We start from the raw sequence: 26960 nt of genomic DNA, 5'->3' as shown, positions 1-26960 counted from the left end.
GCTCAATCTTCAGGAGAGCCTTTCGTGACTCACAGCAACCGCATGCTTCTTGGCGTAAACATCGACCACGTGGCGACCCTGCGCCAGGCCCGTGGCACGCGCTACCCTGACCCGGTCAAGGCAGCCCTGGACGCCGAGGAAGCAGGCGCCGATGGCATCACCGTGCACCTGCGTGAAGACCGCCGGCACATCCAGGAGCGTGATGTCATGCTGCTCAAGGATGTGCTGCAAACCCGCATGAACTTCGAGATGGGCGTCACCGAAGAGATGATGGCCTTTGCCGAGAAGATTCGCCCGGCGCACATCTGCCTGGTTCCCGAAACCCGTCAGGAGCTGACCACCGAAGGTGGCCTGGATGTGGCAGGGCAGGAAGCGCGGATCAAGGCTGCAGTGGAACGGCTGGCGCGTACCGGTGCCGAGGTGTCGCTGTTCATCGACGCCGACGAGCGGCAGATCGAGGCCTCGCGTCGGGTTGGCGCACCGGCCATCGAGCTTCACACCGGCCGTTATGCCGATGCAGAAACTCCCACCGAAGTGGCTGAAGAGCTCAAGCGCATCGTCGATGGTGTGGCGTTTGGCGTGGGGCAGGGGCTGATCGTCAATGCGGGTCACGGGCTGCACTACCACAACGTCGAGGCGGTGGCGGCGATCAAGGGTATCAATGAACTGAACATTGGCCATGCACTTGTGGCGCATGCCCTGTTTGTCGGCTTCAAGGCTGCTGTGGCTGAAATGAAGGCGCTGATCGTGGCAGCTTCGCGCTGATTGTTGGTCGCCTGTACCGGCCTCTTCGCGGGCAAGCCCGCGAAGAGGCCGGTACAGGCGGCCGATCACTCGGCAGGAAACACCAAGGTAAACCGGGTAGGCCCCAGGGGGCAGCTGCTGACCTCGACCCGCCCGCCATGCAACTGCATGATCGACTTCACGATCGCCAACCCCAGCCCGGTTCCGCCCTCCAGCCGCGAACGCCCCGAACCTACCCGGTAAAACCGCTCGAACAAGCGCGACTGTTGCTCTGCCGCCACACCCGGCCCCTGGTTCTCCACGGATAGCCGTACTTCGCTGCCCGAGCGTTCGATGCACAGAGCTACGGGTTTACCCTCTGGACTGTGCCGTATGGCGTTGCTCAACAGGTTCGACAGTGCCCGCTGAAACATCAGCCGGTCTCCCTGCGCTGTTCCCCAGCCCTGAACGCTTATCTCAATCTCTTTCAGCTCGGCACTGTAGGCAAACAGCTCGACAACCCGCGCTGCCTCGTCGGCCAGCGCCAAGGGCTTCAATGCGACCTGCGTATGCGGCTGGCTGACCTGGGCAAGAAACAGCATGTCGTTGATGATGCGGTTGAGCCGGGTCAGCTCTTCGACGCTGTCTTCCAGCACTTCCCGATAGTTGGCGTTGTCCCGCTCACGGGCCAGTGTCACCTGCGCCTTGCCCATCAGGTTGCCCAACGGTGTACGCAGTTCATGGGCCAGGTCGTCAGAGAACTGCGACAGCTGCATGACACCTTGGTCGAGTCGATCGAGCATCACGTTGATACTGCCGGCCAGTTCCGCCAGTTCCTGCGGCAGGGAGGTAGCGGGCAGGCGATGCTGCAGGTCCTGGGCCGACACCTGCCCGGCAATGCGCCGGAAGTGCCGCAACGGTTTCAGGCCGCGTTGCATCAGCCACCATGCCCCTGCACCGATCAAAACCAGTAGCAGTGGCAATGCGAGTAACGTGGAGTGCAGATAGGCCTGTAGCAGGGCGTTGTCGTCGGCGCGGTTGAGCGACATCATCACCTTGACGGGGGTGTTGTCGCGCAGACGCATCAGCCGGGTAACGGTGAGAATCTGGTTACCGCCGCTGTCACGCCAGGCGTGAAAGGCCAGGCGCGCATCGGTGTGCAGTTCACCGACCCGCGATTCCAGGGCCGGGCCGAGGCTGAGCAGGTGGGGGTGACGGCCGTCGAGAGCCAGCACACTGAGGCTCAGGTTGTCATGCCCCATCACCAGGTCCAGCAGTGGGTGGGCGCGGCTGCCCAGGTCCTCGCTGCGCAGATCCACACGCAGGTTGTGCTCGACCTGAAGCATCTTGCGCGCCAAATCCTTGCGCGCGCGGCTGTCCAGTTCGTGATCCAGGGCAAACACGGCCAGGCAGGCCAGCAGCAGCACCAATGCGGCGCCCATCAATGTCACGCTCAGGCCCAGGCGTAACGACAGGCTGGCGTTTTTCAAAGGCGAGCCTCAAGTACGTAGCCCACACCACGCAGGGTATGGATCAGCTTGTTGTCGAACGGGTCGTCAATCTTCGCCCGCAGGCGCCGGATCGAGACCTCGACCACGTTGGTGTCGCAGTCGAAGTTCATGTCCCACACCAGTGAGATGATCTGCGTGCGCGACAACACTTCGCCAGTCTGGCGCATTAGCAGGTGCAGCAGGGCGAACTCCTTGGCGGTCAGGTCGATGCGTTGCCCGGCGCGGTAGGCGCGGTGGCGGCCGGGGTCCAGTTCCAGATCAGCGACGCGCAGGGTGCTGGGTTGCAGTTGCTGGTCGTTGCGGCGCAGCAGGCTGCGGATGCGGGCCAGTAACTCAGGGAACTCAAAAGGCTTGAGCAGGTAGTCATCCGCGCCCAGGTCCAGGCCTCTTACCCGATCGGCCAAGCGACCGTGGGCGGTAAGCATCATGATGCGCGTGGCCGATTCGGCACGTAGCCGCTGCAGCACGGTCCAGCCATCGATTTCGGGCAAGTTGACGTCGAGGATGACCAGGTCATAGGCCTGTTGGCGGGCCAGGTGCAGGCCGTCGGTGCCTGTGCGGGCGCAGTCGACCACGTAACCGTTTTCGCGCAGGCCTTGTTGCAGGTAGTCGGCGGTACGCAGCTCGTCCTCGATGATCAGTAGGCGCATTGGGGGCTCGGTGTGTTGAAAGGGGGCGATTCTTGACCCTGTAGTGACATCAGGGTCAAGGGTCCCATGTTACGGCATGAAAAAAGGCCAGCGTTGCAGATAACGAATTTGTAATTCTGCTGTTATCTGGCGGTCTGTTCGGGCCTCTTCGCGGATAAACCCGTTCCTGTAGGAGCGGGTTTACCCGCGAAGAGGCCCGAACAGTCCACACAAGGCCACATTGCAGGACTGTAATCCCCGCCTCACCTTGCCGTTAGCCAGCCCTCGCTAGGATGGCCGTGTCCGATCGGTTATTACGAGGCAAACACGATGAACCTGACCAAATACCTGCTGTTGGCCACCCTTGCCCTGGGTAGCGCCAGTGTTTATGCCGAGGGCGGTGCGGAGCGCTCCAGGCAGTTCTGGCAAGCCTTCCGCGAAGACCAGGAGCGACTGCATGGCGACAAGCAACAGGCTGTTGCCGAGCGCGAGCGCAAGGCGCAAGAGAAGGCGCGTGAGGTGGCCAAGGATTGAGCTAACAACACCTGCGCCGCGACGGCTCCTCGCCGCAGGTGTATTCAGGCGCCCATGCGGGCGCCTTTTTTATTTGCGCGCCAGCAGGGTGGCGCGGCGTGGGGCTGGCAGGCCTTCGATGGTCTTGCTGTGGTCGTTCGGGTCGAGGAAGTCGCTCAGCGACTGGTAGCGCATCCATTCGGTGCTGCGCTGTTCCTCGACGCTGGTCACGCTAACGTCGACGCAGCGCACATCGCTGAAGCCGGCACGGCGCAGCCAGCGGGCCAGCGCCGGTACCGACGGCAGGTACCAGACATTGCGCATCTGTGCGTAGCGGTCCTCAGGCACCAGCACCTGGTTTTCGTCGCCCTCGATAACCAGCGTTTCCAGCACCAGCTCGCCACCTTTGACCAGGCAGTCCTTGAGCGCCAGCAAGTGCTCGATGGGCGAGCGGCGGTGATAGAACACGCCCATGGAGAACACGGTATCGAAACCTTCCAGGTTGGCGGGCAGGTCTTCCAGGGCGAACGGCAGGTGCCAGGCCGGCAACTCCGGCAGGTATTGCTGCACGGCCTGGAACTGGCAGAAGAACAGCCAGTTGGGATCGACGCCAATTACCATGTCCGCGCCGGCACCGAGCATGCGCCACTGGTAGTAGCCATTGCCACAGCCCACGTCGAGTACGCGTTTGCCCTTGAGGTCCAGGTGCGGGCCGACCCGCGACCACTTCCAGTCCGAGCGCCATTCGGTGTCAACGTGCACGCCAAACAGGTCGAACGGCCCTTTGCGCCAGGGCGACAGGCCCATCAGTGCCTGGCGCATCTGCGCACGGGTGGCGTCGTCGCAGTCGCAATCCAGGCGCAACCCGTTGACCAGGTCGATTTCACTGGGTTGCAGGGCGGGCAGGGCTTCCAGCGCCCCGCGCCAGCGGTCGAGGTCACCGTGGCCCTTTTCCAGCTTGGCGTCCAGTTGCGCTTGCAGGCCTTGCGACCAGGAAGCCAGAGGCGTGCCCGCCAGGCGGCGGACGAGGGGAGACAGATCGATCATGGCAGGGCTATCAACGAGGCGAAGTTAAGGCATTGGAACCAAGGCACCACCTTCGAGAAACCGGCTGCGCGCAGGCGTTCCTGGTGGGCTTCGAGTGTATCGGGCTTCATCACGTTCTCGATGGCGCTGCGCTTCTGGGCGATCTCCAGTTCGCTGTAGCCATTGGCCCGTTTGAAATCCAGGTGCAGCTCATTGAGCAGGTCCTGCTCTTGCTCATCGGCGAAGCGCAGCTTCTCCGAGAGAATCAGTGCACCGCCGGGCAGCAGCGCCTGGCGGATTCGCCCGAGCAGTTCAAGGCGCTGGTCAGGGGCGACGAACTGCAGGGTGAAGTTCATCGCCACGACCGAGGCGGGCTCGAAGGGCAGGGCAAGGATATCGGCCTCCAGCACCTGCACCGGCAGCAACTCCTGGAACATCGAATCTTGTGCAGTGAGGTACTGGCGGCAGCGCTCGACCATGGCGGCGGAGTTATCCACCGCGATTACCCTGCAGCCGTCACTGCGTACATGGCGACGCAGCGACTGGGTAACGGCACCCAGCGATGCGCCCAGATCGTACAGCGCGGTGCCTGGCTGGGCGAACCGAGCGGCCAGTACGCCGAGGTTCTCGACGATGGTTGGGTAACCGGGTACCGAGCGCTTGATCATGTCCGGGAACACACGCACGACGTCTTCGTTGAAGACGAAGTCGGGCACCTGCTCCAGGGGTTGGGAGAAAAGGCGGTCGGGTTGTTTGCTCACGGCGAATCCAGGCGGCTGGTGATAGGCAGGGGGCGCATTCTAGCCAAACCGCAGCCTGGATGCATGGTTGGCTGACCAGCGCTTTGCGTTCAATTGACCCGAATGGCGCAATCGAAGGTCTGCACCGGGCGCACTTCCGGGGCCCAGGGTTGCTGGTAGACCAATACCAGGTTCCCTTCGCCAGTCGCGCGGGCCTGGAAGCGCCAGGTCGACATGCCCGAGCTGCCGACGATGCCGGTGTCTTCAGGCGCGCTGTAAACCTCGGGGCCAAGGCTTTGCAACACGTTGGGCGCCGGGTTCTGTACCAGCCAGCGGTAGCCGGTGGTGGGGTTGCTGGGCAAGGTAAGCGTGAGGATCTGGCCGACCTGCAGGCGCTTGGGGCATTCGCTTTCGGCGTCCAGGTCAACGGGCTGCGACGGTTGTTGCGCGCAAGCAGCAAGCAGGGCAAAGCTCAGGGGAACGAGCAGACGAGGAGAGGTCATGGTGGCTCCGAAGGCTGGCGATGGCCTGAGGATAACCGATGATCGAGGAAATTTGTGTTGCCTGTGCCGGCCCTTTCGCGGGCAAGCCCGCCCCTGCAAGGGTTCGCTATCCCTGTAGGAGCGGGCTTGCCCGCGAAGAGGCCGGTGCAGGCTAGAACAGCACTTTGGCCACGTCGGCAAAGCGCTTGGCGAAGTGAACTGTCAGGCCTTCGCGCAGGTACTCCGGCAGTTCTTCGAAGTCGCCACGGTTAGGCTCCGGCAGGATCAGTTCGAAAATCTTCTGCCGCCGCGCCGCAATCACCTTCTCGCGCACGCCGCCAATCGGCAGTACCTGGCCAGTGAGGGTGAGCTCGCCAGTCATGGCGACACCTTTTTTGGCAGGCTGGTCGCGGGCCAGTGAAAGCAAAGCGCTGGCCATTGTGATGCCGGCACTCGGGCCGTCCTTGGGCGTGGCGCCTTCGGGTACGTGCAAGTGGATGAACGCTTCGTTGAAGAAACCTGTATCCCCGCCAAATTGCTTGAGGTTGGAACTGATATAGCTGTAGGCAATTTCGGCAGACTCCTTCATCACGTCACCCAGCTTGCCGGTCAGCTTGAAGCCGCGGTTGTGGGTGTGGATACGGGTTGCCTCGATCGGCAGCGTGGCACCGCCCATGCTGGTCCAGGCCAGGCCGGTGATCACGCCTTTGCCTGCCAGAACCTGTTCGCTGCGGAACACCGGCATGCCGAGAGCGGTTTCCAGGTCTTTGGTACCGATCTTCAGCTTGGCTTCGGGGTTATCCAGCAGCTTGACCACAGCCTTGCGCACCAGTTTGCCCAGTTGCTTCTCCAACTGGCGCACGCCGGCTTCGCGGGCATAGCCGTCGATCACCAGGCGCAGTGCGCTGTCGCTGATGCTGAGGCTGGTCTTGGAAACACCGGCCTTTTCCAGCTGTTTGGGCCACAGGTGGCGCTTGGCGATGGTCAGTTTTTCTTCGGTGATATAGCCGGACAGGCGGATCACTTCCATGCGGTCGAGCAACGGCCCGGGTATTGAATCAAGGGTGTTGGCAGTGCACACGAACAGCACCTTGGACAAGTCCAGGCGCAGGTCGAGGTAGTGGTCGAGGAAGTCGACGTTCTGCTCGGGGTCGAGGGTTTCCAGCAACGCTGATGCCGGGTCACCTTGGTAGCTCTGGCCCATCTTGTCGATTTCGTCGAGCATGATCACCGGGTTCATCACTTCGACATCTTTCAGGGCCTGCACCAGCTTGCCGGGCTGGGCGCCGATGTAGGTGCGGCGGTGGCCCTTGATCTCGGCTTCGTCACGCATGCCGCCGACGCTGAAGCGGTAGAACGGCCGGCCGAGCGATTCGGCGATGGACTTGCCGATGCTGGTCTTGCCCACCCCGGGCGGGCCCACCAACAGCACGATCGAGCCGCTGATCTCGCCTTTCCAGGCGCCCACGGCGAGGAACTCAAGGATGCGCTCCTTGATGTCGTCGAGGCCGGAATGGTACTGGTCGAGGACTTTGCGCGCATGCTTGAGGTCGAGTTTGTCTTTGCCGTACACGCCCCAGGGCAGGGCGGTGGCCCATTCCAGATAATTGCGGGTGACGGCGTATTCGGGCGAACCGGTTTCCAGAATGGCCAGTTTGCCCATCTCTTCATCGATGCGCTTGCGTGCCTGCGGTGGCAGGGTCTTGCCTTCCAGGCGCTGTTCGAACTGTTCGAGGTCGGCGCTGCGGTCGTCCTTGGTAAGCCCCAGCTCCTGCTGGATGACCTTGAGTTGTTCCTTCAGGAAGAATTCGCGCTGGTGCTCGCCGATCTGCCGGTTGACCTCGGCCGATATCTCGTTCTGCAAGCGCGCGACTTCCACCTCTTTGCGCAGCATTGGCAGTACCTTTTCCATGCGTTTGAGCATGGGCACGCAGTCGAGCACTTCCTGCAACTGGTTGCCGGTTGCCGAGGTGAGCGCGGCGGCGAAGTCGGTGAGCGGCGAAGGGTCGTTGGGGCTGAAGCGGTTGAGGTAGTTCTTCAGCTCTTCGCTGTACAGCGGGTTGAGCGGCAGCAGCTCTTTGATCGCGTTGATCAGTGCCATGCCGTAGGCTTTGACCTCGTCGGTCGGCTCTGCGGGCTGGCGCGGGTATTCGACTTCGACCAGGTAGGGCGGGCGGTGGTGCTTGAGCCAGTTGCGGATACGCACCCGGGACAGGCCCTGGGCGACGAACTGCAATTTGCCGTTTTCGCGGCTGGCATGGTGCACCTTGACCAGCGTGCCGTACTGCGGCAATGCCGAGGTGTCGAAGTGGCGGTGGTCTTCTGGCGGGGTGTCCATGAAGAACAGCGCCAGGCAGTGGTCCGGTGACTTGGCCACCAGGTCGAGCGTTTCGGCCCAGGGTTCTTCATTGACGATGACCGGCAGTACCTGGGCCGGGAAGAACGGGCGGTTGTGGATCGGGATGACGTAGACCTTGTCCGGCAGCTGCTGACCGGGCAGGGCGAGGGCGTGGCCGGCTTCGGCCTGGAGGGTGTGTTCGACTTCGCTGTGTTCGTCAGGGTGTTCGGGGAAATCCTGCTGGTCGCTCATGGGGCACCTGCGTGAATGACTATGGTGCTTAGATGGGGCGGGGAGGGATGGGTTTCAATGGTTCGGGCGCAGCCTTGTGTCGCGATTGGGCTGCGCAGCAGCCCCAGAATCCATCCAGCATTCTAGATCGTTGGGGCAGCTGCGCGACCCAATCGCGACACAAGGCCGCTCCCACAGGGCTGAGCCTGCGGGAGCGGTGTAGCTTACTCAGCTAATTTGTAAGCGATGATGTAATCGCCCATCTTGGTGCCCAGCGAGCCATGGCCGCCGGCAGTCACCAGCACGTACTGCTTGCCGTCCTTGCCGGTGTAGCTCATCGGCGTGGCCTGGCCACCCGCTGGCAGGCGCGCTTTCCACAACTCCTTGCCGTTGTTCACGTCATAGGCGCGCAGGTACTGGTCGAGCGTGCCGCTAAGGAAGCCGACGCCACCGGCGGTAACGATCGAGCCGCCCATGCTCGGCACGCCAACCGGCAGGCCGATCGGTAGCGGGGTGCTGTCGCGGGTGGTGCCGTTCTTGTGTTTCCACACCACCTTGTTGGTGAACAGGTCGATGGCGGCGACGTAACCCCAGGCGGGGGCCTGGCACGGTACGCCGAGCGGTGACATGAACGGGTGCATGGTCACTGCATACGGTGCGCCGGTGTTCGGCTGCACGCCGCTGGTCTCGCTTTCGCGCTTGCTGCCTTCGGCAACCTGCTCACGCGGGACCATCTTCGACACGAACGCCATGTAGTTGGGCGAGGTGAACAGCAGCTGGCGCACCGGGTCGACCGACACGCTGCCCCAGTTGAATACACCGACATTGCCTGGGTAGACCAACGAGCCTTGCTCGGATGGCGGGGTGTACTGGCCTTCGTAGCGCAGCTCGCGGAACTGGATGCGGCACAGCATCTGGTCGAAAGGCGTGGCGCCCCACATGGCCTGTTCGGTCAGCTCTGGGCCGAGCAGGTTGAGGTCGGAGCGGGCCTGGGTTGGCGAGGTGTGGTCGCCTTCCACTGCACCTTGTGGGGTGGGGATCTCGCGGATCGGCACGATTGGCGTACCGTCGCGGCGGTCGAGCACGTACAGGCTGCCTTGCTTGGTCGGTACGATGATCGCCGGTTTCACGCCATCGTCGGTTTTCAGGTGGACCAGGGTCGGCTGGCTGCCGACGTCCATGTCCCACAGGTCGTGGTGGGTGAACTGGTAGTTCCAGCGTGCCTTGCCGGTGGCCAGGTCAAGGGCGACCACGCCGGCGCTGTACTTCTCGGCGCCTGGGGTGCGGTCGGCGCCCCACTGGTCCGGGGTCTGGTTGCCCAGCGGCAGGTAGATCATGCCAAGGTCTTCGTCGACGCTGGCGATCGACCACATGTTGGCCGAGTTGCGGCTGTACATTTTGCCGGCAGCCAATGGCTTGGTGTCGTCCGGGTTGTTGCTGTCCCAGTTCCACACCAGGTGGCCGTCGTGCACATCGTAGGCGCGGATCACCCCGGACGGCTCATTGGTCGACTCGTTATCGGTGACGTGGCCACCGATGATCACCAGGTCACGGGTAATCGCAGCAGGCGAGGTGGAGTAATAGCCGCCGGCGGTGAACGGGCCAATGCCGGTGGTGAGGTCGATCACGCCCTGGTTGGCGAAGCCTTCGCAGACCTTGCCGTTGTCGGCGTTGATGGCGATCAGGCGGGCATCCGCGGTAGGCAGGTAGAGGCGACGCGGGCAGGCTTGGGCCACGGCCTGGCCTGCGTCGGTAATTTTCGGCGCCGGGCTGCCGTCGCGGCTGACGTAGCGGTTTTCGTCATAGTACGAGACGCCACGGCACGTCATGTGGGCAAAGCCCTTGAAGGTGCCGGTCGGGCTCTTGACCTGCGGGTCGTAGCGCCAGATTTCCGCGCCAGTGTCCGGGTCCAGCGCCAGCAGGCGGCTGTGCGCGGTGCAGGCGTAGAGCATGCCGTTGACCTTGAGCGGGGTGTTCTGGTTGGTCAGCTCCACCGGGTCGTTTTCGGTTGGCAGATCACCGGTGCGAATGCGCCAGGCTTCTTCCAGGCGGTAGGCGTTCTGCGGGGTGATCTGGCGCAGCGGCGAGTAGCGGTCGCCATGCTCGGTACGGCCATAGGCCTGCCATTCGCCGTCGGGCATGGCGGGGGCGGCGCTGGCCATTTCGCTGCTGTCGCGGCCCAGTTCGCCAAACACTTCACCGGGATGGGTGAACTGGCTGCCCAGCGCGCAAGCGCCCGAAGCTACCACTGCCACGCCGAGCAGTGCAGTATTGGCTTTGCTGGCCGGGCCGATCAGCGGGCGACGTGCCCACGGTAGCAGCAGCACCACGCCGATGGCGAACCAGATGGCCAGCCGCGGCACCAGTTGCCACCAGTCCAGGCCTACTTCGAGCAGGGCCCAAACGGTGCTCCCCAGCAGCACCAGGCCATACAGGCCCAGGGCGATCCGGCGTTGGGCCAGCAGCAGGATGCCCGACAGGGCAAAGCCGATACCGGCGATCAGGTAGTAAAGTGATCCGCCTAGCTGGCTCAGCTTGATACCGCCGGCCAGCAGGGCCAGGCCCATCAGCAACAGCAGCGCGCCAACCAGGCGCGGTAGCCAGCGGCTTCCTTGGTTCGCACCTTCAGTGCTCATCGTAGGTTCTCCGTCAGGTCAAAAAAGGGGTTAGAAACTGCTCTGGATCTTCAGGCCGCCGATCAGGGCGCCATCGACCTGCGACACCCCGCCCGGGTGGCGGATGTACTGCAGGTTGGGGCGTACCGTGAGCCAGTCGGCCAAATGGATGCCGTAGTACAGCTCGGCGCTGTACTCGGTGTCCTGCACTGGCAGGAAGCCTGGGTTGTCGTAGTCGTAGAGGCCGGCGGCCTGGTTGGCCAGGCGGGCGTTCTTGCGATAGGCAGGGTTGACGTGCACGCGGGCCAGGGCGAAACCGATGTCGTCCTTGGCGCGGGCATTGAAGGGCCCTTTGTATACCAGTCCTGCCTGCACATAGTTGTCGATGGCATTGGTCTTTTTGTCATGCACCGTGGCGTTGGCGAACACGCTCAAGCCGCGCGACTGGTCGGACGCCAGCGAGGTGACCTGCTGCTGGGCGCCGATCCACAAGCCGTGCTTGCTCGAGCTGCTGCGGTAGGCGGCGCCGCTGAGGGCGGCCGGCTGACCGTTGCTGTCCTTGAGAACATCTTGTGCCTTGGCATTACTGTAGTAGTAGCCGGCACGATATTCCCCTTTCAAACCTTGGATACGTGGGGTCCATACCAGTTCGAACGGCATTACCGCACCTTGGGTGCCGCTGCCGCTGAGCTTGAAACCATTGCCAGATTCGAGGTTGGAAGGGTTCTGCTCGAAGACGCCGACCTGTGCGTACAGCTCTGGGGAAAGGTTGTAGCGCACGCGCAGGGCCCACTGGCTGACTGGCCAGTTGTACCAGATGCCACCCACCCAGTTGCCCACCTGCGAGCCGCAGAAGGCCAGGTTCTGGAAGTCGCAAGGGAAGCTGTTGAAGTCTTCGCCTTCACCGAAGCGGCCGAATTTCACATCCAGCGCACCATCGAAGTACTTCTGCTTGATCCACATCTGCGTCAGCCGCCAGGTTTCGCCTCGGCCCCAGACTTCCTGGGCGGAGGTGAAGCCGCCGACACGCGGGTCGTTGATGCGGTCGTTGCTGATGTTGTCGCCGTGGCGCTCGGTGATGGTCAGCTGGAGTTCGGTGTCGTGCCAGCCGAGGATCTTGTCCAGGTCCAGGTGGCTGCCAAAGGTGAACTGGTCACTGTAGCGCGCGGTGCGGTCGTGGTCGTAGCCGCCGTGCAGGTTGCTGCCCATCTCGCCGGTGTAACCAAGGGTGAAGTCGTAGCCTTTTTCCAGCAGTTCGCTGCGGGTTCCACCCCAGTCGCCGAGCATCCACGGAGAGTCGCTGGCGAACATTTCGCTGGCGCTGGCGGGGGTTGCCAAGGCACTGAGGGCGAGGCCGATGTAACAGGTTTTAGGCAGTTGGAGCATGAGATAGCGCTATCTTTTGATTATTGAAAAAACGGCAAGCGCATCGAAGGGCGGGCCCCTCAATGGATATGGCGACAAGAGTGTTCGATGAAGCGTTTCAGCTTGCGGCGGGGAGGATATAGGGGAAGCTGTAAGAAAAAAAGACAAATTGTCGCAGATGATTGTTGCTGAACGGGCAACAGTCGAGGTCGGTAGGGGAGTGGGCAGCCGGTGAACCCGGCACAGAGATCGCATAAGGGCTGACAGGTGTTGGCCACAAGATTTGCAGCGCCTGGGGGATCGAGCGCCGCCCGCGCGGCGCGCATCGCGAGCTGGCGCTCGCTCCTACGTTTGTTTCGGGCCAGTAACGCCTGTGCCAGGCGCGCGCGACCGCCTTGTTCGTACGACGCGATATCGAGCCATGCGCCAAAGCGTTCGCGTGCATATCCCGCAGGAATGATTGGCCCGAAACAAACGTAGGAGCGAGCGCCAGCTCGCGATGCGCGCCGCGCGGGCGGCGCTCGATCTCACAGGCGCTGAAGATGCTGTGACGAGCACTTGGCAACCCTGATGCAATCGCCAGGAACCATAGAATCTCCCACACCCATCTTCGTCGCGTCTGGTTCAGAAGGTCGTACGCAACCCCACTTCCACACTGCGCCCCGGCGCCGGCGCGATATCGCGCAGGATCGAACTGGCATAGCGCACGGTCTGGTCGGTCAGGTTTTCGCCGCGCACAAACGCCAGCCACTGGCTCTGGCCAACGTCGAAGCGGTAGCCAACGCTGGCCCCCAGCGTGGTGTAGCCATCGGTGCTGGTTTCGTTGGCGGGTTTGCGGTGCTGCGATGCTGCATGTTGCACATCTACTCGCGCCTGCCAGCGGTCCAGCTCCCAGACCAGGCCGCTGTTCAGGCGCAGCGGCGCGATACGGGGCAGTGGCTCGCCACTGTCGAGGTTCTTGGCCCGGGTATAGTCACCGGACAACTCCAGTGCGAAGCTGCCGTAACGGTTTTCGGCCAGTTGCCAGCGGTCCTGGGCCTCGATGCCGTAGAAGCGCGCCCGCACGCCTTGGTACTGGTATTCCGGGAAGCCCTCATGATCATGATCGTGATCGTGGTCATCCTCGTCATGGTCATGCCCGCCCTCGCGGGTGTTGCCGGTACCGATCAGGCCGATGTAGTTGCGGAAGTGGTTGTAGAACACCCCGACACTGCCTTTATGGGTGCCATTGTCGAAGCGTAGCGCCAGGTCGGCGGAAATGGCCTTTTCCTTGTTCAAACTGGCGTCGCCGACTTCAAAGGCGCCGGTGGCCACGTGCGCGCCATTGGCGTACAGCTCGTAAAAGGTCGGGGCACGCTCGGTGTAGCCGAGGTTGGCCGCCAGCGACCAGATGGGGTCGAGCTGGTACACCGCGCCTGAAGATAGGCTGAAGGCGTTGAAGCTGCTGGCGCTGTCTGCGTCGACGAAGTTCTCGTTGCCTTTGGCGTCAGGATCTACGCGGGTGTGCTCCATGCGCGCACCCAGGCTCAGGTTCAGGCGCTCGCTGGCTTGCCACTGCTCGAGCATGAACAGTGCCACGCTGTCGGTATCAGTATGCGGGACGAAGGCTTCCTCGCCGAGGGCCGAGAACTCGTTACGGCTGACTTGGGCCCCAATGATCCCTTCCACTGGTCCGAGTGGTTGGTGGCGGGCTTCAATACGCGCTTCGTAGCCTTTGTTCTTGAAGGTGGTATGGACTTCGCCTTCTTCGATTTCTTTGTGCTCGTAGTCGGTGTAACCGGCATCTACCTTGACTGAGCTGAACGGGCCGTCGAGGTCGCGCAATTCGGAGGCGAAGGCGTAGTGGTCCTGTTTCATGTCCAGGCGCACGCCGGACTCGGCCACCGAGCCATAGTTGCTGTCGTAGCCGCTGTACGAGAGGCCGGCGTAGCCGTGGTCCCAGTGGTAGGCACCACCGATTGCGCCGCCGTCCTGGCGACCGTCGCTGTTTTCCAGGCGGTGTTTGCTGCCGGGCTCGTCGGCATCGCGCACTTTGGCGCTGCGGGCGTAGCCAGGGATGCGCAGATCGTTGAACTGGCGGCTGTTGGCATCCAGGTGCAGGGCGAAGGCACCGTTACCGGCCTCCAGCTTGCCGGCACTGCTGCGGGTGGTGTCGGCGCCGCCGTAACGCAGTTCACCGGCACCGTGGATGCCCTCGATGGGCGAGTCCGGGATGCGGTTGTCGAAGGTGTTGACCACGCCGCCGATGGCGTTACCGCCATACAGCAAGGCGGCCGGGCCACGGACGATTTCGACGCGATCGACCGTTACCGGGTCCAGGGGCACGGCGTGGTCATAGGACAGCGACGAGGCATCCAGGGCGCCGACGCCATTGCGCAGGATGCGGATACGGTCGCCATCCAGGCCGCGGATCACCGGGCGGCTGGCGCCTGGGCCAAACCAGGTAGAAGCGACGCCGGGCTGCTTGTTCAGGGTTTCACCCAGGGTGCTGTGCTGTTGTTGCAGCAGGTTCTCGCCTTCGAGCACGGTGCTGGGGGCGGCCAGTTGGCGGTTACCCAACGGGTTGGCGGTGATGACCTGTGGTTCGAGCTCTACGGCCTGGCTGGGGGATGCAGCCAGCCAGAGTGCGACGGCAAGGGGGGAGAGGCGAAGCGGTGTGTACAGCATGGGGATGGGGCGTTCCTTGGCAGATGCTTTTTAGTGTTACAACATAACATAACTATTCCATCACAGAGGTTTTGTCTCTGACCAGCGATTTTTCTGTCGACTCGACTGATCCCTCCCACCACTACACTCGTGTAAGGTGCGCATCTTTCCTACGGAGCACAGCATGAGCACGGCCCAACACAACGCGCTGCACGGCAAGACCCTTGAACAGATCCTCACCGAGCTGGTGGCGCATTACCAATGGCCTGGCCTGGCCGAGCGTATCGATGTGCGCTGCTTCAAGAGCAACCCGACCATCAAGTCGAGCCTGACGTTCCTGCGCAAAACACCATGGGCGCGGGAAAAGGTCGAACAGTTGTACGTGAAGCTGCAGCGCCAGGCCTGACATGTCGCGTCGCCCTTGGCTGACCGGTATGGCTGTGCTGGGCTGGTTCGGCCTTGCCGTGCAGGTGAACCTGGTGCTGCTGGCGCGTTGGCAGGAACAGGCCAGCCTGATTGGCGGCCTGATCAATGTGTTCGGCTACTTCACCGTGCTGACCAATACCCTGGTGGCGACGGTGCTCAGCTATGCCGCGTTCGGTCGGGAAGGTCGTGGCAAGCGCTTTTTCCTGTCGCCTTCAGTCAGCACTGCTGTGGCCGCCAGTATCGTACTGGTGGCGCTGGCCTACAGCGTGCTGCTGCGTCATTTGTGGCAACCACAGGGTTGGCAATGGCTGGCGGACGAGTTGCTGCACGACGTAATGCCGGTGCTGTATGCCTTGTATTGGTGGTGCGAGGTGCCCAAGGGCAGTTTGCGGCTATGGCATTTGCTGGTGTGGGCGCTGTACCCGGCGGTCTACTTTGGTTATGCGCTGTGGCGGGGGAGCGAGATTGGCGTGTATGCCTATCCGTTTATCGATGTGGCGAGCCTGGGGTATGGGCAGGTGATGCTCAATGCGCTCGGGGTGCTGGCGGGTTTCTGGGGGATAGGGCTGGTGTTGCTTGGGCTGGATCGGTGGCGGGGGCTGCACAGGCTGGCTTGACCTGTGCCGGCCTCTTCGCGGGCAAGCCCGCTCCCGCAGAGAAATCACAAGCCCAGGGGCTGTGGTAATCGCTGTGGAAGCGGGAGACTCGCGGCCTGGGTGTCAGCAGCAGGGCACAAGACTTCTGATATCCCCAAATGGCCTGGGCCGCGATGGCGTCTTAGTGCTTCTTCCCTTGCATGCTCGAAACCCATTGCTCGCTGCGACTATGCCCACTGGTCCTCAACACGCCCAGGTCCAGCGCATTTTCGCCATCCGCCGCCATTTTGCTTTTGGCTATCTCGGCGATTGCCGTGCCCAGGTCCACCGGTGAGTTCGACGCATCCAGCGACAGATCACGGCGATAGTCATTACCGCTCAGCGTTTCCTGGGTGACCGAGTTGGCGTCGAGCCTCACGTCACCCTTGGCCGACTGCAAGCGTGCCCCCACCAGATGAGCGTTGCCACCGACCTGCAGGTCGATGCCGTCGCTGCTTTTCAGCGTGGTCTGACGCGCCACGTTGTCGCGCTGTGCATGCGACACGTCGAGGCTGACGGTTGGCGAGAACCCTGGGTCTGCCTTGCTCAGGGCCGAACCGGCCGTTTTCTCGACCTTGCCTCCCAGCGGGCCAGCCACCGATTTGGCCGCGTTGACATAGCCCTGCGGGTTTTTCTCCTGGCTCAGCCTGACATCGCCCTTCACGCTCAGGGTGTCGACGCTGTCCTTGAGGCTGGCGATGCGCAGGTCACCGTCGATTGTGCCGCCAATATGCCCTGCATCCAGGGTGGCACTCTCGATGCGGGTATCGCCACGGCTTTGCAGGTTGATGCGCTCGGCGCGCAGGTCACTGGTATTCCAGGTGAGGTTGTCGCGCTTGTCGAGTTCAACCTTGAGCCGGCCATGCAAGCCGCGGGTGTCCAACGCGCCCTTGGCCATGTTGAAACCGGCGCCGGCCGAGATGTCGAGGTTGTCGCGTCGCTCCTGGCTGGAAGAGGCTTCAACCAGCATGCCGCCATTCGAGGCGTCGAGGGTTATCTGTTCGGCCGAGGCCTGCAGGCCTTGCAGGTGCAGGGCGATGTCCTCGCGGGCGCTGCTGCTCAGGGTCAGTGTGCCGTTGCTGGCAAACTGGGCATCGACCGCCTGCCGTGCTTGTTCGTCTTGCTTGCCGTGGCTGAAGTGGCCGCCGATGGCTCCCCCCTTGGTCTGGCCAGCCTTGGCCGCCAGCTCCATGCCTCCACCCAGGTTGCTGCCTGCGGCTTGCTGGGTATTGCTGGCCGCCTTGACCTGCAACTGGCCGCCACTTTGCACCTGTATGTCGGCGGCCTTGGCCTCGCGGCTACCAATGCGCGTGCCTTCGAGCAACAGGTCGCCTGTGCTGGTCAGCTTTACCTCGCCCTTGGCGTCGATTTGTGCCACTTGTGCCTTGCCCTGCGTGCTCAGCTTTTGGCCATGGTCCAGATAACCCCGGCCATCGACACCGGTGCTGCCCGGGCGGTTGCCGACTTTGGCCCAGGCATTGCCATCGAGCTGGCGTGACTGCTGTTCGGCCTGGTCGGTCGCCTGGGGTAAGGCCAGCGACCCGGCACTGTGCATGACCACGCTGCCTTCACCGCCATCGATGCGGGCCCCTTCGTAGCGGCCATCGCTGCCCAGCTGTACCTGGATACCCTGTTGCCCGTAAAGGCTGCCGGGTACGGCGGTACTGGCAATATCCTTTTTATCCAGCGACCCTCCTTTGCCGGCGGCGCGTACATTCAAGTCCTCGCCGGTGCTGGTGTCCAGGCGCGCGTCGCCACCATAGGCCAGGCGTTGAACGGTGGTTTCCTGGGTATTTTCGGCGGCGCTCACCTGGTGCTGCTGCGCTTCGATTTTCAGCGAGCCGGCATTGGCCCGCCAGGCTGTGCCCTGGTCGGCCAGTGTGTCAGCCTTGACCTCGACCTTTGCTGCGGACAACTCACTGACCTGAGCAATGCCACGGCGCTGGTTTTCCAGGCGCTTGAGGTGTTCAACCGTCATGTCGGCCCCCACGCTGGGCGGCGCCATGGCGTCTTCGGGCGAGGCTTGCTGGAAGCGCGGGGCTTCCTCACCCAGCACCAGGCGCTCGATAGGGCGGGTCAGGTCGCGGTATTCGATGCTGGCGCCCAGGCTACCCGACCAGTCGTCACGGCTTTGTTCATGTTCATGGGTATCCTGCACCGCACGGTTGTCGATGCGTTCGGCGTTCACCTGCAGGGTGTTGCCGGCCTCGACGTGCGCGGCCTCGGTGAGCAGTGCATCACTGCGCAATTTCAGATCGCCGCTGGCCTGCAACTCGCTGCGCTGCACCTTGCTTTCGCGTTCGGCTTGCACCCCGCGGTTGTGATGGCCTTCGAAGAAACTGCCCAGGCGGTCGATGCCACCGGTTACCGTCAGCCCGCCACCACTTTCGGTGGTGCTGGTGGCTGTGTCACGGTCATTGCGGGTCGCCCCAAGTGTCACTTCCCGCGCCTGCACGTCGAGGTCGCCGGCAGTGGCCTGGGCCTTGCTGCCGTTGACCTGCAGGTGCGCGCCGCTGCTCATGCCCACCGAGGCGCCCTTGAGCTCACTGGCAACCTGGGTGGTCGCGCGCTGCTTGGCGGTGGTGGTAACGACCTCATAGGCCACGTCAGCCGCGTACTGGCGGGACTCCGGCTTGCCATCCTCGGCTTCCTGGGTCTGTCTGGCGCTGGCCGTGAAACCGCGTTGTTGGTCGCGGGTTTCGCGTTCATCGACCGATTGCGCACTGCCAATCAACAGGTCGCCTTTGGCTTCGACTTGCAGATGCTTGCCTGCTTCGACCTTGGCGCCCTGGATGCGCATCTCTTCGGCGCTGGCCAGGCGCAGGTTGCTGGTCGAGCTGACGTCGCTGACCAGTACCTGCTGTTTGCGGTCCGTGCTTTCGTGCTTGCTGCCGATCAGGCCGAACAGCTTACTGTCGCTGGTGCGCTGGGTGGAGGTCGTGCTGCCATGGTCTGCCTCGATGGCCAGCGAACCGTTATCGCTGTAGAGCACCGCGTCCTGTTTGCCGAACACGGTGCTGCCTTTGATGGCAACCTGGTCGGCTCTCACTGTGAGCTCGCCATCGCTGGTTACCGTGCTGCCCGCGACGACCTGGCCCTTGGTGTCGTTACCTTTTCGATCGCCAAAGAATGTACCGGATACCAGGTCGCCTCGGTAGTCGCGTTGGGTGCCGTGTTCCTGCAAGGTGGTGGTGCCGATGTCTGCCTGTTTTGCCTGGATAGCCAGATCGCCGCGGCTGTGCAGGCTGCTGCCCTGCACGTTGAGGTTGTCGCTTGCCTTTATCGACATGTGCCCGGCGCTCAGGGTACTGCCCTTTGCGGTTTCCTTGAGCTGGTCGCTATCGCTGTCACCGCGCCATAAGTCCTTGCGATGACGCACCTGCTGTTCGATGCGCTTGCTGTCGATGCCGGCGATGATGTCCAGGCCGGCACCGCTGTCTAGCGTCAGCTCGTTACCGGCGTCCAGCTTCGCTGCGGTCATGCGCATGTCGTCGCCGGACTGCAACAGCACGCTGTCGGTGCCCAGCAATTGACTGCCCTGTTGCTGCTGGTGGGTGGTGGTGGTTTTGCTGTTGTAGGTTTCGCGGGTGACGAACCAGAACTTCTTGTTCCAGCTGTCACTGTCGTGCTTGATGTGCTCGATTGTCTTGGCGTCCAGTGTGAGCTTCTTGCCCGCCCGTGCTTCGATTCGCTGGGCCTGGCCGTCGACCGTTTCAAGCATCAGGTCATCGGCAGCGGTGAGTTTCAGTAGGCCACGCTCGCTGCGCAGCTCGGTCGGGCGGTCGCCAGCGCCGCTGACATGCAGGCCCCCGGCCGAGCTGATGTCGACCCCCTCGGCGCCCAGAATCTGCGAGGCCCCCACACGCACACCCGCGCCTTCGGCAGTACTTACCACACGGATACGCCCGGCGCGCATGGCGCCGAACAGGCTGGCGTCAATGCTCGAAGAGGGGCTGGGCAGGTGTTCGACCACCTCGCCGTTGCGGCTGTCGATACGGTTGCGACCGACGGTGATGTCGAGCGTTTCGCGGGCCATGAGCAGGCCTTTGCTGTCTACGCGCGGTGCGATCAGTTCGAGCGCGCCACCGGCATTGTCCTGACCACGCTCCAGTACCTGCAGGGTGCCGCTGGCAGTGAGCGTATCGAGGTACCTGAGCTGCTGCTCCTCGAATTGTGGGGTGCCCACCACGAAGCCCGCGCGGGTGGTGTTGATGAAACTGCCGCCGTTGAGGGTGATGCCATTGGGGTTGGCCAGGATGTAATCGGCCGGGCGGCCGAAGATTTCCTGTGGCCCCTCGATCAGCGAGGCGTTGCGGCTGACCACTTCGTTAAGAATGGTCGAGGCGGCCTGGCCCTGAAACTGCGGGTTGGCCGCCAGGGCACCGGCCAGTTGCGATTGCCCGGCTGCGGTGGCGTTGTTCAGCACCAGGCCTGGGGTGCCAACGTTGTAGTCGATGAACTGGTTATGTGACAGCCCCCTGGCGTTGGGCGGCACGATGTCGATGACCGGTACCCCGTGGCCGTTGTGGATGACCGGGGTACCCCCGGGGCCGCTGGCTGCTTCCAGCCCGGTCTGAGCCAGTGCGGCACTGGGCCCGAACACAGCGAAGAAGATTGCCCAGCGCAAGGTATCCGGGCGAACAGGCGGTAACTGCGAGAGTGTTTGCATTTTCTCGTTCTCTTTGTTGTGGGTGAATCAGATGTTCAGGGTCCAGTCCAGTACCCAGAAGCCGGGCTCCAGCCGCGGGCGGGGCAGGTCGCTGGTGTACAGGGCGCGTTGGTAGTCCAGGCGCAGGCGGCTGCCGGGCAGGCTCAGTTCCAACCCTGCGGCGGCCCCGGCCAGGCGCTGCGACGGTTTGCCTTCGGCGGTACGAACCCAGCCCTGGTCCAGGCCGATGTAGGGGCGTATTTCGAAGGGGTGGGCCCAGGTCAGTGGCAGCGCTTGGCTGAACGTATTGCGCCAGACAGCGCTGCTGGCACCGGAGTAAGTGCGCAGACGAAAGCCGCGGACAGCCGAATCGTCGCTGACCAGCAGTTGTTCGACGGCAGGCAACGGGTCGCGGCTGTACTGCAGGGCCAGCTCGCTCTGCCAGCGCCAAGGTTTGGGTGCCGGGCCCTGACGCAGGTGCAGCAGGTTGGCGCGGTATTTGCGAAAGTCCGGGCGCAGGCGTTGAGCACCCAACGGCGAACGGTCGGCACCCAATGCGTCAATGCCTTGGGCAACGCCGAAGTAGCCGTTCCACAAGCCACTTTCGAGCCACAGCAGGTTGATGCCGGCCTCTACCGTGGTCAGCGTCGGGCTCTGCTGGACGATAACCGCGCCAGCGGTGCGGTTGACCAGTTGTTTGCGGTCCAGTCGGGCGCTGGCGCTGAGCATGCCTTGCTGGTTGCGCCACAATACCCGCTCGATACTCAGGCCCTGATAGCTGCTGCTGCCGTCGGCAGCCTTGTCGCTGTAGGGGAGGGGGGCTTGATAACTTAGCTGGCTGGCGCTGAGGGCAAAGGTCCAGGCGCCGTAGGGGATGCTGTAGTACAGCGATATGCCTTGGCTTTGGCCGGGCGTATCGAGCACCGTGCTGGTCAACGACAGGCGCAGCTCATCATTGAGGCCAAGCGGGCTGTCCAGGCCAACGCCGAGGGAGATGCGGTGGCGGCCGGTCAGCTCGCTGCCACGGTTGTCGAAGCGGCTGTCCAGGTGCCAGCGTGAACCAACCTTGCCTGGCTGCACGACCACGCGGGTGCCGCCCTGCAGTTCGCCGGGCAGCAAGGTGGCGCCCAGTTCATAGGCGCGTAGGCGGTTGAGCTGGTCCAGGCCTTGCTCAAGGTCGGGCAGGTACAGTGGCTGCCCAAGCAGGCCTGGGAAGGCATTGGAGAGAGACAGGGGCAGGTCGGGGCCTGCCAGTTCGATGGTTTCGACAAAGCCTTCGACAATGACGATGTCCAACGGCATGCCCTCTGCTGGGGGCTGCCGCAGGTAGGGGCGGCTGGTTGGGTAGCCGGCTTGTACATAACGTTGGGTGATGGCTTTGAGCAGCCGGTTGATGTCGGCGATGCCCATGCAGGCAGGTGTGAAAGCACGGAGGGTCGGCGCCAGTGCCGAGTTCGAAAGCCGGTGCATGCCCGCCACGCGCACGCCATCGACTGCCCAGCAGCGATCGTCGTGCGGGCGGCGGGAAGTGGTGGTGTTGGTCGCTTCAACCGGGGCGGGTATACGCTGCCAGCGTTCCAGCCGCTGCTGTTGCTCCAGCTGCCGCAGCCCCTGCTGTTGATCGCGCAGCTGCTGGCTGGCAGGGTCGTCGGCCAGCACCTGGGGAATGGACAGCAAGCCAGAAAGGCAACCGGCCGACAGCCAATGGGCAATGCGGTGAATCAGGCACGGCATTGAAGCACCCCGCAAATGATGTACGGTTTTCGTACTCGTCTGCGTGGATGCTAAAAATTAAGTCACCCGCCTGGATGCAGTACCCTGCCTAAGCACCTGTAAGGCAGGTTCTCGCAAAACGGTGGGAAGGTTCCTACAACTGTAACCGGAAGGCCCTATATCAAGGCCTGATCTCGATCAGCGTTCCATCCCGTACCAAGTCCCACACTTCCTGCATGTCGCGGTTGCGCATGGCAATGCAACCATCCGTCCAGTCCAGGGTATGGAAGTACCATTCCGGGTACTCATCGTTGATCGGCGTGCCGTGAATCATGATCATGCTGCCGGCATTCACCCCTGCCCGGGTCGCGCGGGCGGCATCGCTGATGTTCGGGTAATTGATGTGCATGGCCAGGTTGAAGCGGTCGCTTTGCTTGCGCCAGTCCAGCCAGTACAAGCCCTCAGGGGTTTTCTTGTCGCCTTCGCGTTCCTTGGCGCCCTTGGGCTGCTTGCCCAGCGAGATGCGGTAGGTTTTCAGCGGCTCGCCACGGCTGATCAGCTGCAAGCGGCGCTCGGACTTGATCACCAGCACCTTGTCGATCAACGGTTGCATGGCTTGCTGCGAAGGCGATGGGGTTTGCGCTGCCGGCGCGGGCTTGCGGATGATGGTTTCGGTGAAGGCCGCCTGGGACACCGAGGTAACGCAAAGGCAGAAAAGGGCAAGCAACCAGCGCATGTAACAGTATCCCTGAAGGCTTTTAGGTGTGTGGCGAGACGTTCATCGGCGGCAGGTATTCATGGCCTATGGGGTAGTGCTGGCCGATGCGGTCGCGATAGTAGCATTCTAGTGTGCGAGTGACGGTGCGGAAAGCCAGCTCGTCCCACGGTATCTCATGTTCTTCGAACAGGCGCACCTCCAGGCTTTCGACCCCGACGGCAAAGTCCAGGTCCGCCAACTCGGCGCGGAAGAACACATGCACCTGGCTGATGTGTGGTAGATCGAACAGCTGATACAGGGACGTCGGCCCGACCCGGGCGCAGGCTTCCTCGACGGTTTCGCGACGTGCGGCCTGGTCGAGGGTTTCGCCGTTTTCCATGAAACCGGCGGGCAGGGTCCAGAAGCCCCGGCGCGGTTCGATGGCGCGGCGGCACAGCAACACCTGGCTGCCCCAGGTTGGCAGCACGCCGGCCACGATGTTGGGGTTCTGATAGTGGATGGTCTGGCAAGAGCCGCAGACGTACCGCAGGCGGCTGTCGCCCTCGGGGATCTGCTGAGTGACCGGTTGGCCGCACGCGCTGCAGAATTTCATGTGTGGTTCCTTATGTTCAAGGCTATCTTGGCGCGGCCACCGTGCCGCCGCAAGCGCTGGGGCTTGGGTGCTTCACGGCTTTGGTGCATCATGCAACACAGGACCTGGATACGAGCGTGCGCAATGCTGGACGAGCTACTTCGCCGAATGAGCAACCACCAACCCGCATCACTGGAAACCGACAGACGGTTCCCCGAAGCGGCGGTCCTCTTGCCCATTACCCGCAGCGAAGCGCCCGAGCTGGTCTTGACCCTGCGCGCCAAGGGGCTGTCTACCCACGGTGGTGAAGTGGCCTTTCCCGGTGGCCGTCGGGACCCGGAAGACCCGGACCTGGTTTTTACTGCCCTGCGCGAGGCTGAAGAAGAAATCGGCCTGCCTCCTGGCCTGGTGGAGGTGATTGGCCCGCTCAGCCCGCTGATTTCGCTACATGGCCTGAAAGTGACGCCATTCGTCGGGCTTATTCCCGACTTCGTCGAATATCGCGCCAATGATGCCGAGATTGCGGCAGTGTTCACCGTGCCGCTGGAGTTTTTCCGCCAGGACCCGCGCGACCATACCCACCGTATCGATTACCAGGGCCGTAGCTGGTTCGTGCCAAGCTATCGTTATGGCGAATACAAGATCTGGGGGTTGTCGGCGATCATGATCGTCGAGCTGGTCAACCTGCTGTTCGATGCCGGTATCAGCCTGCATCAGCCGCCGGAGCGTTACATCGAAAATTGAGCGGGGCCTACCCCGCCGTCTGCGTCGCAGCCTGAGGAACAAGCATGAAATATCGCCTGGGCGACCTGCGGGTCGAGAGCCACCCCACCAGTTGGACCGCACCCAACGCCACGCTCATTGGCAGCGTGCGCCTGCAAGCCAATGCCAGTGTGTGGTTTGGGGCGGTGTTGCGCGGGGATAACGAGCTGATCGATATCGGCGAAGGCAGCAACGTGCAGGATGGCACGGTGATGCACACTGACATGGGCTCGCCCCTGACGTTGGGCAAGGGCGTAACCGTCGGCCACAACGCCATGTTGCATGGCTGCACGGTGGGCGACTTCAGCCTGGTCGGTATCAACGCCGTGATTCTCAATGGTGCGCGCATCGGCAAACACTGCATCATCGGCGCCAACGCACTGATTGCCGAGGGCAAGGAAATCCCGGATGGTTCGCTGGTGATGGGCTCGCCGGGCAAGGTGGTACGCGAACTGACCGAGCAGCAGAAGCGCATGCTTGAAGCCAGTGCCGCACATTACGTGCACAATGCCCAGCGCTATGCGCGGGATCTGGTGGTTGATGATGAGTGAAGTGGTCGAGCGGCCGGTGGCTTCGCCGTGTGTGAGTATTTGTGCGCTGGACGAGCAGGATATCTGCACAGGCTGCCAGCGTACCGTGGCCGAGATTGGTCGCTGGGGGCGGATGGACAACGACGAGCGTCGGGCGGTGCTCAAGCGTTGCCATGAACGGGCAGTAGAAGCCGGCCTCATCATGCAGGCCTGACGCGAACCCTGTAGGAGCGGGTTTACCCGCGAACACCGGCGAAGCCGGTGCCATGCACCGCAGTGGCAGCTTCGCGGGCACGCCCGCTCCCACAGGTACAGCGACAGCCTTGAGGGCTGCACATCTGTGGGAGCGGGTTTACCCGCGAACGGCCCAGCGGTAATCTGTACGGCTTGCCCACAGACTGCCCGCCATGTTCTATCTGATTGCCTACATCAGCAGCGTAGTGCTGATCAACTACGCCTTCTCAAGTGCCCCGCACCTGGACATCATCTGGTCCGCCTGGGGCGGCCTGGTGTTTATCCTGCGTGACATGGTGCAGACCCGCTTCGGTCATGGCGCCCTGTTCGCCATGCTGGTGGCTCTGGTGCTGTCCTATGTCACGTCGGAGCCTGCGATCGCGCTGGCCAGCGCCAGCGCATTTTTCATCTCCGAGCTGATCGACTGGCTGGTGTTCAGCATCACCCGTCGGCCCCTGCGCGACCGCCTGTGGCTCAGCTCGGCGTTGAGCATCCCGGTGGATACCTTCATTTTCTTCGGCATGATCGGCGCTCTGACCCCGGTAGTGATCGGCACCGCGATGGCCTCGAAGTTCGCCGGTGTAACGGCGGTGTGGCTGGCCATGGCATTTCGCGCACGGCGGGCCGCCGTCGCCGGTTGATGGTGTAGAATAGCGGTCCTTTTTCAGCGGGTGGCGCCTAGTCTGGCGCGGCCCCGGATGCCTTCGAGGACCTGAAATGACCCGTATCGGAACCCCATTGTCGCCTACCGCGACCCGTGTACTGCTCTGCGGCTGTGGCGAGCTGGGCAAGGAAGTGGTAATCGAGCTGCAGCGCCTGGGCGTCGAAGTAATCGCCGTCGACCGTTACGCCAATGCTCCGGCAATGCAGGTGGCGCACCGCAGCCATGTGATCAACATGCTTGATGGCGTTGCCCTGCGCGCGGTAATCGAAGCCGAGAAGCCGCACTACATCGTTCCGGAAATCGAAGCCATCGCCACCGCCACCCTGGTCGAGCTGGAAAACGAAGGTTTTACCGTGGTGCCGACCGCCCGCGCCACCCAGTTGACCATGAACCGCGAAGGCATCCGCCGCCTGGCTGCCGAAGAGCTGGACCTGCCAACCTCGCCGTACCACTTCGCCGACACCTATGAAGACTACGCCAAGGCCGTAGCCGACCTGGGTTACCCGTGCGTGGTCAAACCGGTGATGAGCTCGTCGGGCAAGGGCCAGAGCCTGCTGCGCAGCGATGCTGACCTGCAGAAGTCGTGGGACTATGCCCAGGAAGGCGGTCGCGCTGGCAAGGGTCGGGTGATCGTCGAGGGTTTCATCGACTTCGAATATGAAATCACCCTGCTGACCGTGCGCCACGTGGGCGGCACCACCTTCCTCGAGCCCGTCGGCCACCTTCAGGAGAAGGGCGATTACCAGGAGTCCTGGCAGCCACAGGTCATGAGCCCGAAGGCGCTGGCCGAATCGCAGCGCGTGGCCAAGGCGGTCACCGATGCCCTCGGCGGTCGCGGCCTGTTTGGTGTGGAGCTGTTCGTGAAGGGCGACCAGGTGTGGTTCAGCGAAGTGTCGCCGCGCCCGCATGACACGGGGCTGGTCACCCTGATTTCCCAGGACCTGTCGCAATTCGCCCTGCATGCCCGCGCCATTCTCGGCCTGCCGATTCCGGTGGTGCGTCAGTTCGGCCCGTCGGCCTCGGCAGTGATCTTGCCCGAAGGCCAGTCCCAACAGACCAGCTTCGCCAACCTGGGCGCAGCGCTGAGCGAGCCGGATACCGCCATTCGCCTGTTCGGCAAGCCGGAAATCAACGGTACCCGTCGCATGGGTGTGTGCCTGGCGCGTGACGAATCGGTCGAACTGGCGCGGGCCAAGGCGACGCGTGCAGCTCAGGCGGTCAAGGTCGAGTTCTGATCCGA

Annotated in this window: 22 protein-coding genes; 9 read left to right on the top strand and 13 right to left on the bottom strand. The window is 63.1% G+C overall.

Annotation, left to right across the window (positions count from 1 at the left end; genetic code table 11):
* Positions 1–42 precede the first annotated feature (42 nt).
* A complete protein-coding gene (gene pdxJ / locus AC3B5Q_RS20735; protein WP_265413591.1) occupies positions 43–765 on the top strand; it encodes a pyridoxine 5'-phosphate synthase in 723 nt (240 codons plus the stop codon).
* A 65-nt stretch (positions 766–830) separates the two neighbouring features.
* On the opposite strand, the gene AC3B5Q_RS20730 is transcribed toward pdxJ, so the two are convergent.
* Positions 831–2213 (bottom strand): heavy metal sensor histidine kinase, encoded by a 1383-nt coding sequence (locus tag AC3B5Q_RS20730; RefSeq protein ID WP_028698131.1) that lies wholly within the window; start codon positions 2211–2213, stop codon positions 831–833.
* Complete coding sequence (locus AC3B5Q_RS20725; RefSeq protein WP_021785733.1) at positions 2210–2884, bottom strand: heavy metal response regulator transcription factor; 675 nt, start codon at positions 2882–2884, stop codon at positions 2210–2212. The genes AC3B5Q_RS20730 and AC3B5Q_RS20725 overlap by 4 nt, the downstream gene beginning before the upstream one ends.
* Before the next feature lie 309 nt (positions 2885–3193).
* Here AC3B5Q_RS20725 and AC3B5Q_RS20720 point away from each other — a divergent pair, with 309 nt between their 5' ends.
* Positions 3194–3397 (top strand): hypothetical protein, encoded by a 204-nt coding sequence (locus AC3B5Q_RS20720; protein ID WP_101196224.1) that lies wholly within the window; start codon positions 3194–3196, stop codon positions 3395–3397.
* A 69-nt stretch (positions 3398–3466) separates the two neighbouring features.
* Here AC3B5Q_RS20720 and cmoB read toward each other — a convergent pair whose 3' ends face one another.
* The 7 genes from cmoB to AC3B5Q_RS20685 all read right to left on the bottom strand — a co-directional run bounded on the left by cmoB (position 3467) and on the right by AC3B5Q_RS20685 (position 14840).
* The gene (gene cmoB, locus AC3B5Q_RS20715; protein ID WP_021785731.1) at positions 3467–4423 is read right to left on the bottom strand and encodes a tRNA 5-methoxyuridine(34)/uridine 5-oxyacetic acid(34) synthase CmoB; all 957 of its coding nucleotides are present in this window, start codon (positions 4421–4423) and stop codon (positions 3467–3469) included.
* A complete protein-coding gene (cmoA, locus tag AC3B5Q_RS20710) occupies positions 4420–5163 on the bottom strand; it encodes a carboxy-S-adenosyl-L-methionine synthase CmoA (RefSeq protein ID WP_028698130.1) in 744 nt (247 codons plus the stop codon). The genes cmoB and cmoA overlap by 4 nt, the downstream gene beginning before the upstream one ends.
* An 89-nt stretch (positions 5164–5252) precedes the next feature.
* The gene (locus AC3B5Q_RS20705) at positions 5253–5645 is read right to left on the bottom strand and encodes a protease inhibitor I42 family protein (RefSeq protein ID WP_021785729.1); all 393 of its coding nucleotides are present in this window, start codon (positions 5643–5645) and stop codon (positions 5253–5255) included.
* Between the two features lie 151 nt (positions 5646–5796).
* Positions 5797–8214: an endopeptidase La gene (gene lon, locus AC3B5Q_RS20700; RefSeq protein ID WP_021785728.1), complete on the bottom strand. Its 2418-nt coding sequence runs from the start codon at positions 8212–8214 to the stop codon at positions 5797–5799.
* Positions 8215–8417: 203 nt separating this feature from the next.
* Complete coding sequence (locus AC3B5Q_RS20695) at positions 8418–10829, bottom strand: glucose/quinate/shikimate family membrane-bound PQQ-dependent dehydrogenase (RefSeq protein ID WP_021785727.1); 2412 nt, start codon at positions 10827–10829, stop codon at positions 8418–8420.
* 30 nt (positions 10830–10859) lie between these two features.
* Positions 10860–12194: a carbohydrate porin gene (locus tag AC3B5Q_RS20690; RefSeq protein WP_084850803.1), complete on the bottom strand. Its 1335-nt coding sequence runs from the start codon at positions 12192–12194 to the stop codon at positions 10860–10862.
* Between the two features lie 603 nt (positions 12195–12797).
* Complete coding sequence (locus tag AC3B5Q_RS20685) at positions 12798–14840, bottom strand: TonB-dependent receptor (RefSeq protein WP_084850802.1); 2043 nt, start codon at positions 14838–14840, stop codon at positions 12798–12800.
* Between the two features lie 163 nt (positions 14841–15003).
* On the opposite strand from AC3B5Q_RS20685, the gene AC3B5Q_RS20680 reads away from it, so the two are divergent.
* A complete protein-coding gene (locus tag AC3B5Q_RS20680) occupies positions 15004–15225 on the top strand; it encodes a VF530 family protein (RefSeq protein ID WP_021785724.1) in 222 nt (73 codons plus the stop codon).
* A 1-nt stretch (position 15226) separates the two neighbouring features.
* A complete protein-coding gene (locus AC3B5Q_RS20675; RefSeq protein ID WP_028696989.1) occupies positions 15227–15862 on the top strand; it encodes a Pr6Pr family membrane protein in 636 nt (211 codons plus the stop codon).
* A gap of 160 nt (positions 15863–16022) precedes the next feature.
* Here AC3B5Q_RS20675 and AC3B5Q_RS20670 read toward each other — a convergent pair whose 3' ends face one another.
* From AC3B5Q_RS20670 to AC3B5Q_RS20655, 4 genes are all read right to left on the bottom strand, one after another.
* Positions 16023–20549: a hemagglutinin repeat-containing protein gene (locus tag AC3B5Q_RS20670; RefSeq protein ID WP_488392726.1), complete on the bottom strand. Its 4527-nt coding sequence runs from the start codon at positions 20547–20549 to the stop codon at positions 16023–16025.
* A 27-nt stretch (positions 20550–20576) separates the two neighbouring features.
* Entirely contained in the window at positions 20577–22262 is a 1686-nt protein-coding gene (locus AC3B5Q_RS20665; protein ID WP_021785721.1) for a ShlB/FhaC/HecB family hemolysin secretion/activation protein, read from the bottom strand.
* A 160-nt stretch (positions 22263–22422) separates the two neighbouring features.
* Positions 22423–22977, bottom strand: coding sequence for a L,D-transpeptidase family protein (locus AC3B5Q_RS20660; protein WP_010952551.1), 555 nt, complete (start codon positions 22975–22977; stop codon positions 22423–22425).
* Between the two features lie 22 nt (positions 22978–22999).
* Positions 23000–23551, bottom strand: coding sequence for an NUDIX hydrolase (locus tag AC3B5Q_RS20655; protein ID WP_021785719.1), 552 nt, complete (start codon positions 23549–23551; stop codon positions 23000–23002).
* Positions 23552–23674: 123 nt separating this feature from the next.
* Here AC3B5Q_RS20655 and AC3B5Q_RS20650 point away from each other — a divergent pair, with 123 nt between their 5' ends.
* From AC3B5Q_RS20650 to purT, 5 genes are all read left to right on the top strand, one after another.
* Positions 23675–24274 (top strand): CoA pyrophosphatase, encoded by a 600-nt coding sequence (locus AC3B5Q_RS20650; RefSeq protein ID WP_021785718.1) that lies wholly within the window; start codon positions 23675–23677, stop codon positions 24272–24274.
* Between the two features lie 44 nt (positions 24275–24318).
* Positions 24319–24843, top strand: coding sequence for a gamma carbonic anhydrase family protein (locus tag AC3B5Q_RS20645; protein WP_103443794.1), 525 nt, complete (start codon positions 24319–24321; stop codon positions 24841–24843).
* A 1-nt stretch (position 24844) separates the two neighbouring features.
* Positions 24845–25036: a DUF1289 domain-containing protein gene (locus AC3B5Q_RS20640; RefSeq protein ID WP_162497239.1), complete on the top strand. Its 192-nt coding sequence runs from the start codon at positions 24845–24847 to the stop codon at positions 25034–25036.
* Between the two features lie 193 nt (positions 25037–25229).
* Positions 25230–25697, top strand: coding sequence for a VUT family protein (locus AC3B5Q_RS20635; RefSeq protein WP_103469424.1), 468 nt, complete (start codon positions 25230–25232; stop codon positions 25695–25697).
* A 76-nt stretch (positions 25698–25773) separates the two neighbouring features.
* Positions 25774–26955 carry a formate-dependent phosphoribosylglycinamide formyltransferase gene (gene purT, locus AC3B5Q_RS20630; protein WP_488392725.1) on the top strand — a complete coding sequence of 394 codons (1182 nt, stop codon included), beginning with the start codon at positions 25774–25776 and terminating at the stop codon, positions 26953–26955.
* Positions 26956–26960: the final 5 nt, after the last annotated feature.

The organism is Pseudomonas sp. D5(2026) (assembly GCF_057766845.1).
This window is presented reverse-complemented; position numbering and strand designations above follow the sequence as displayed.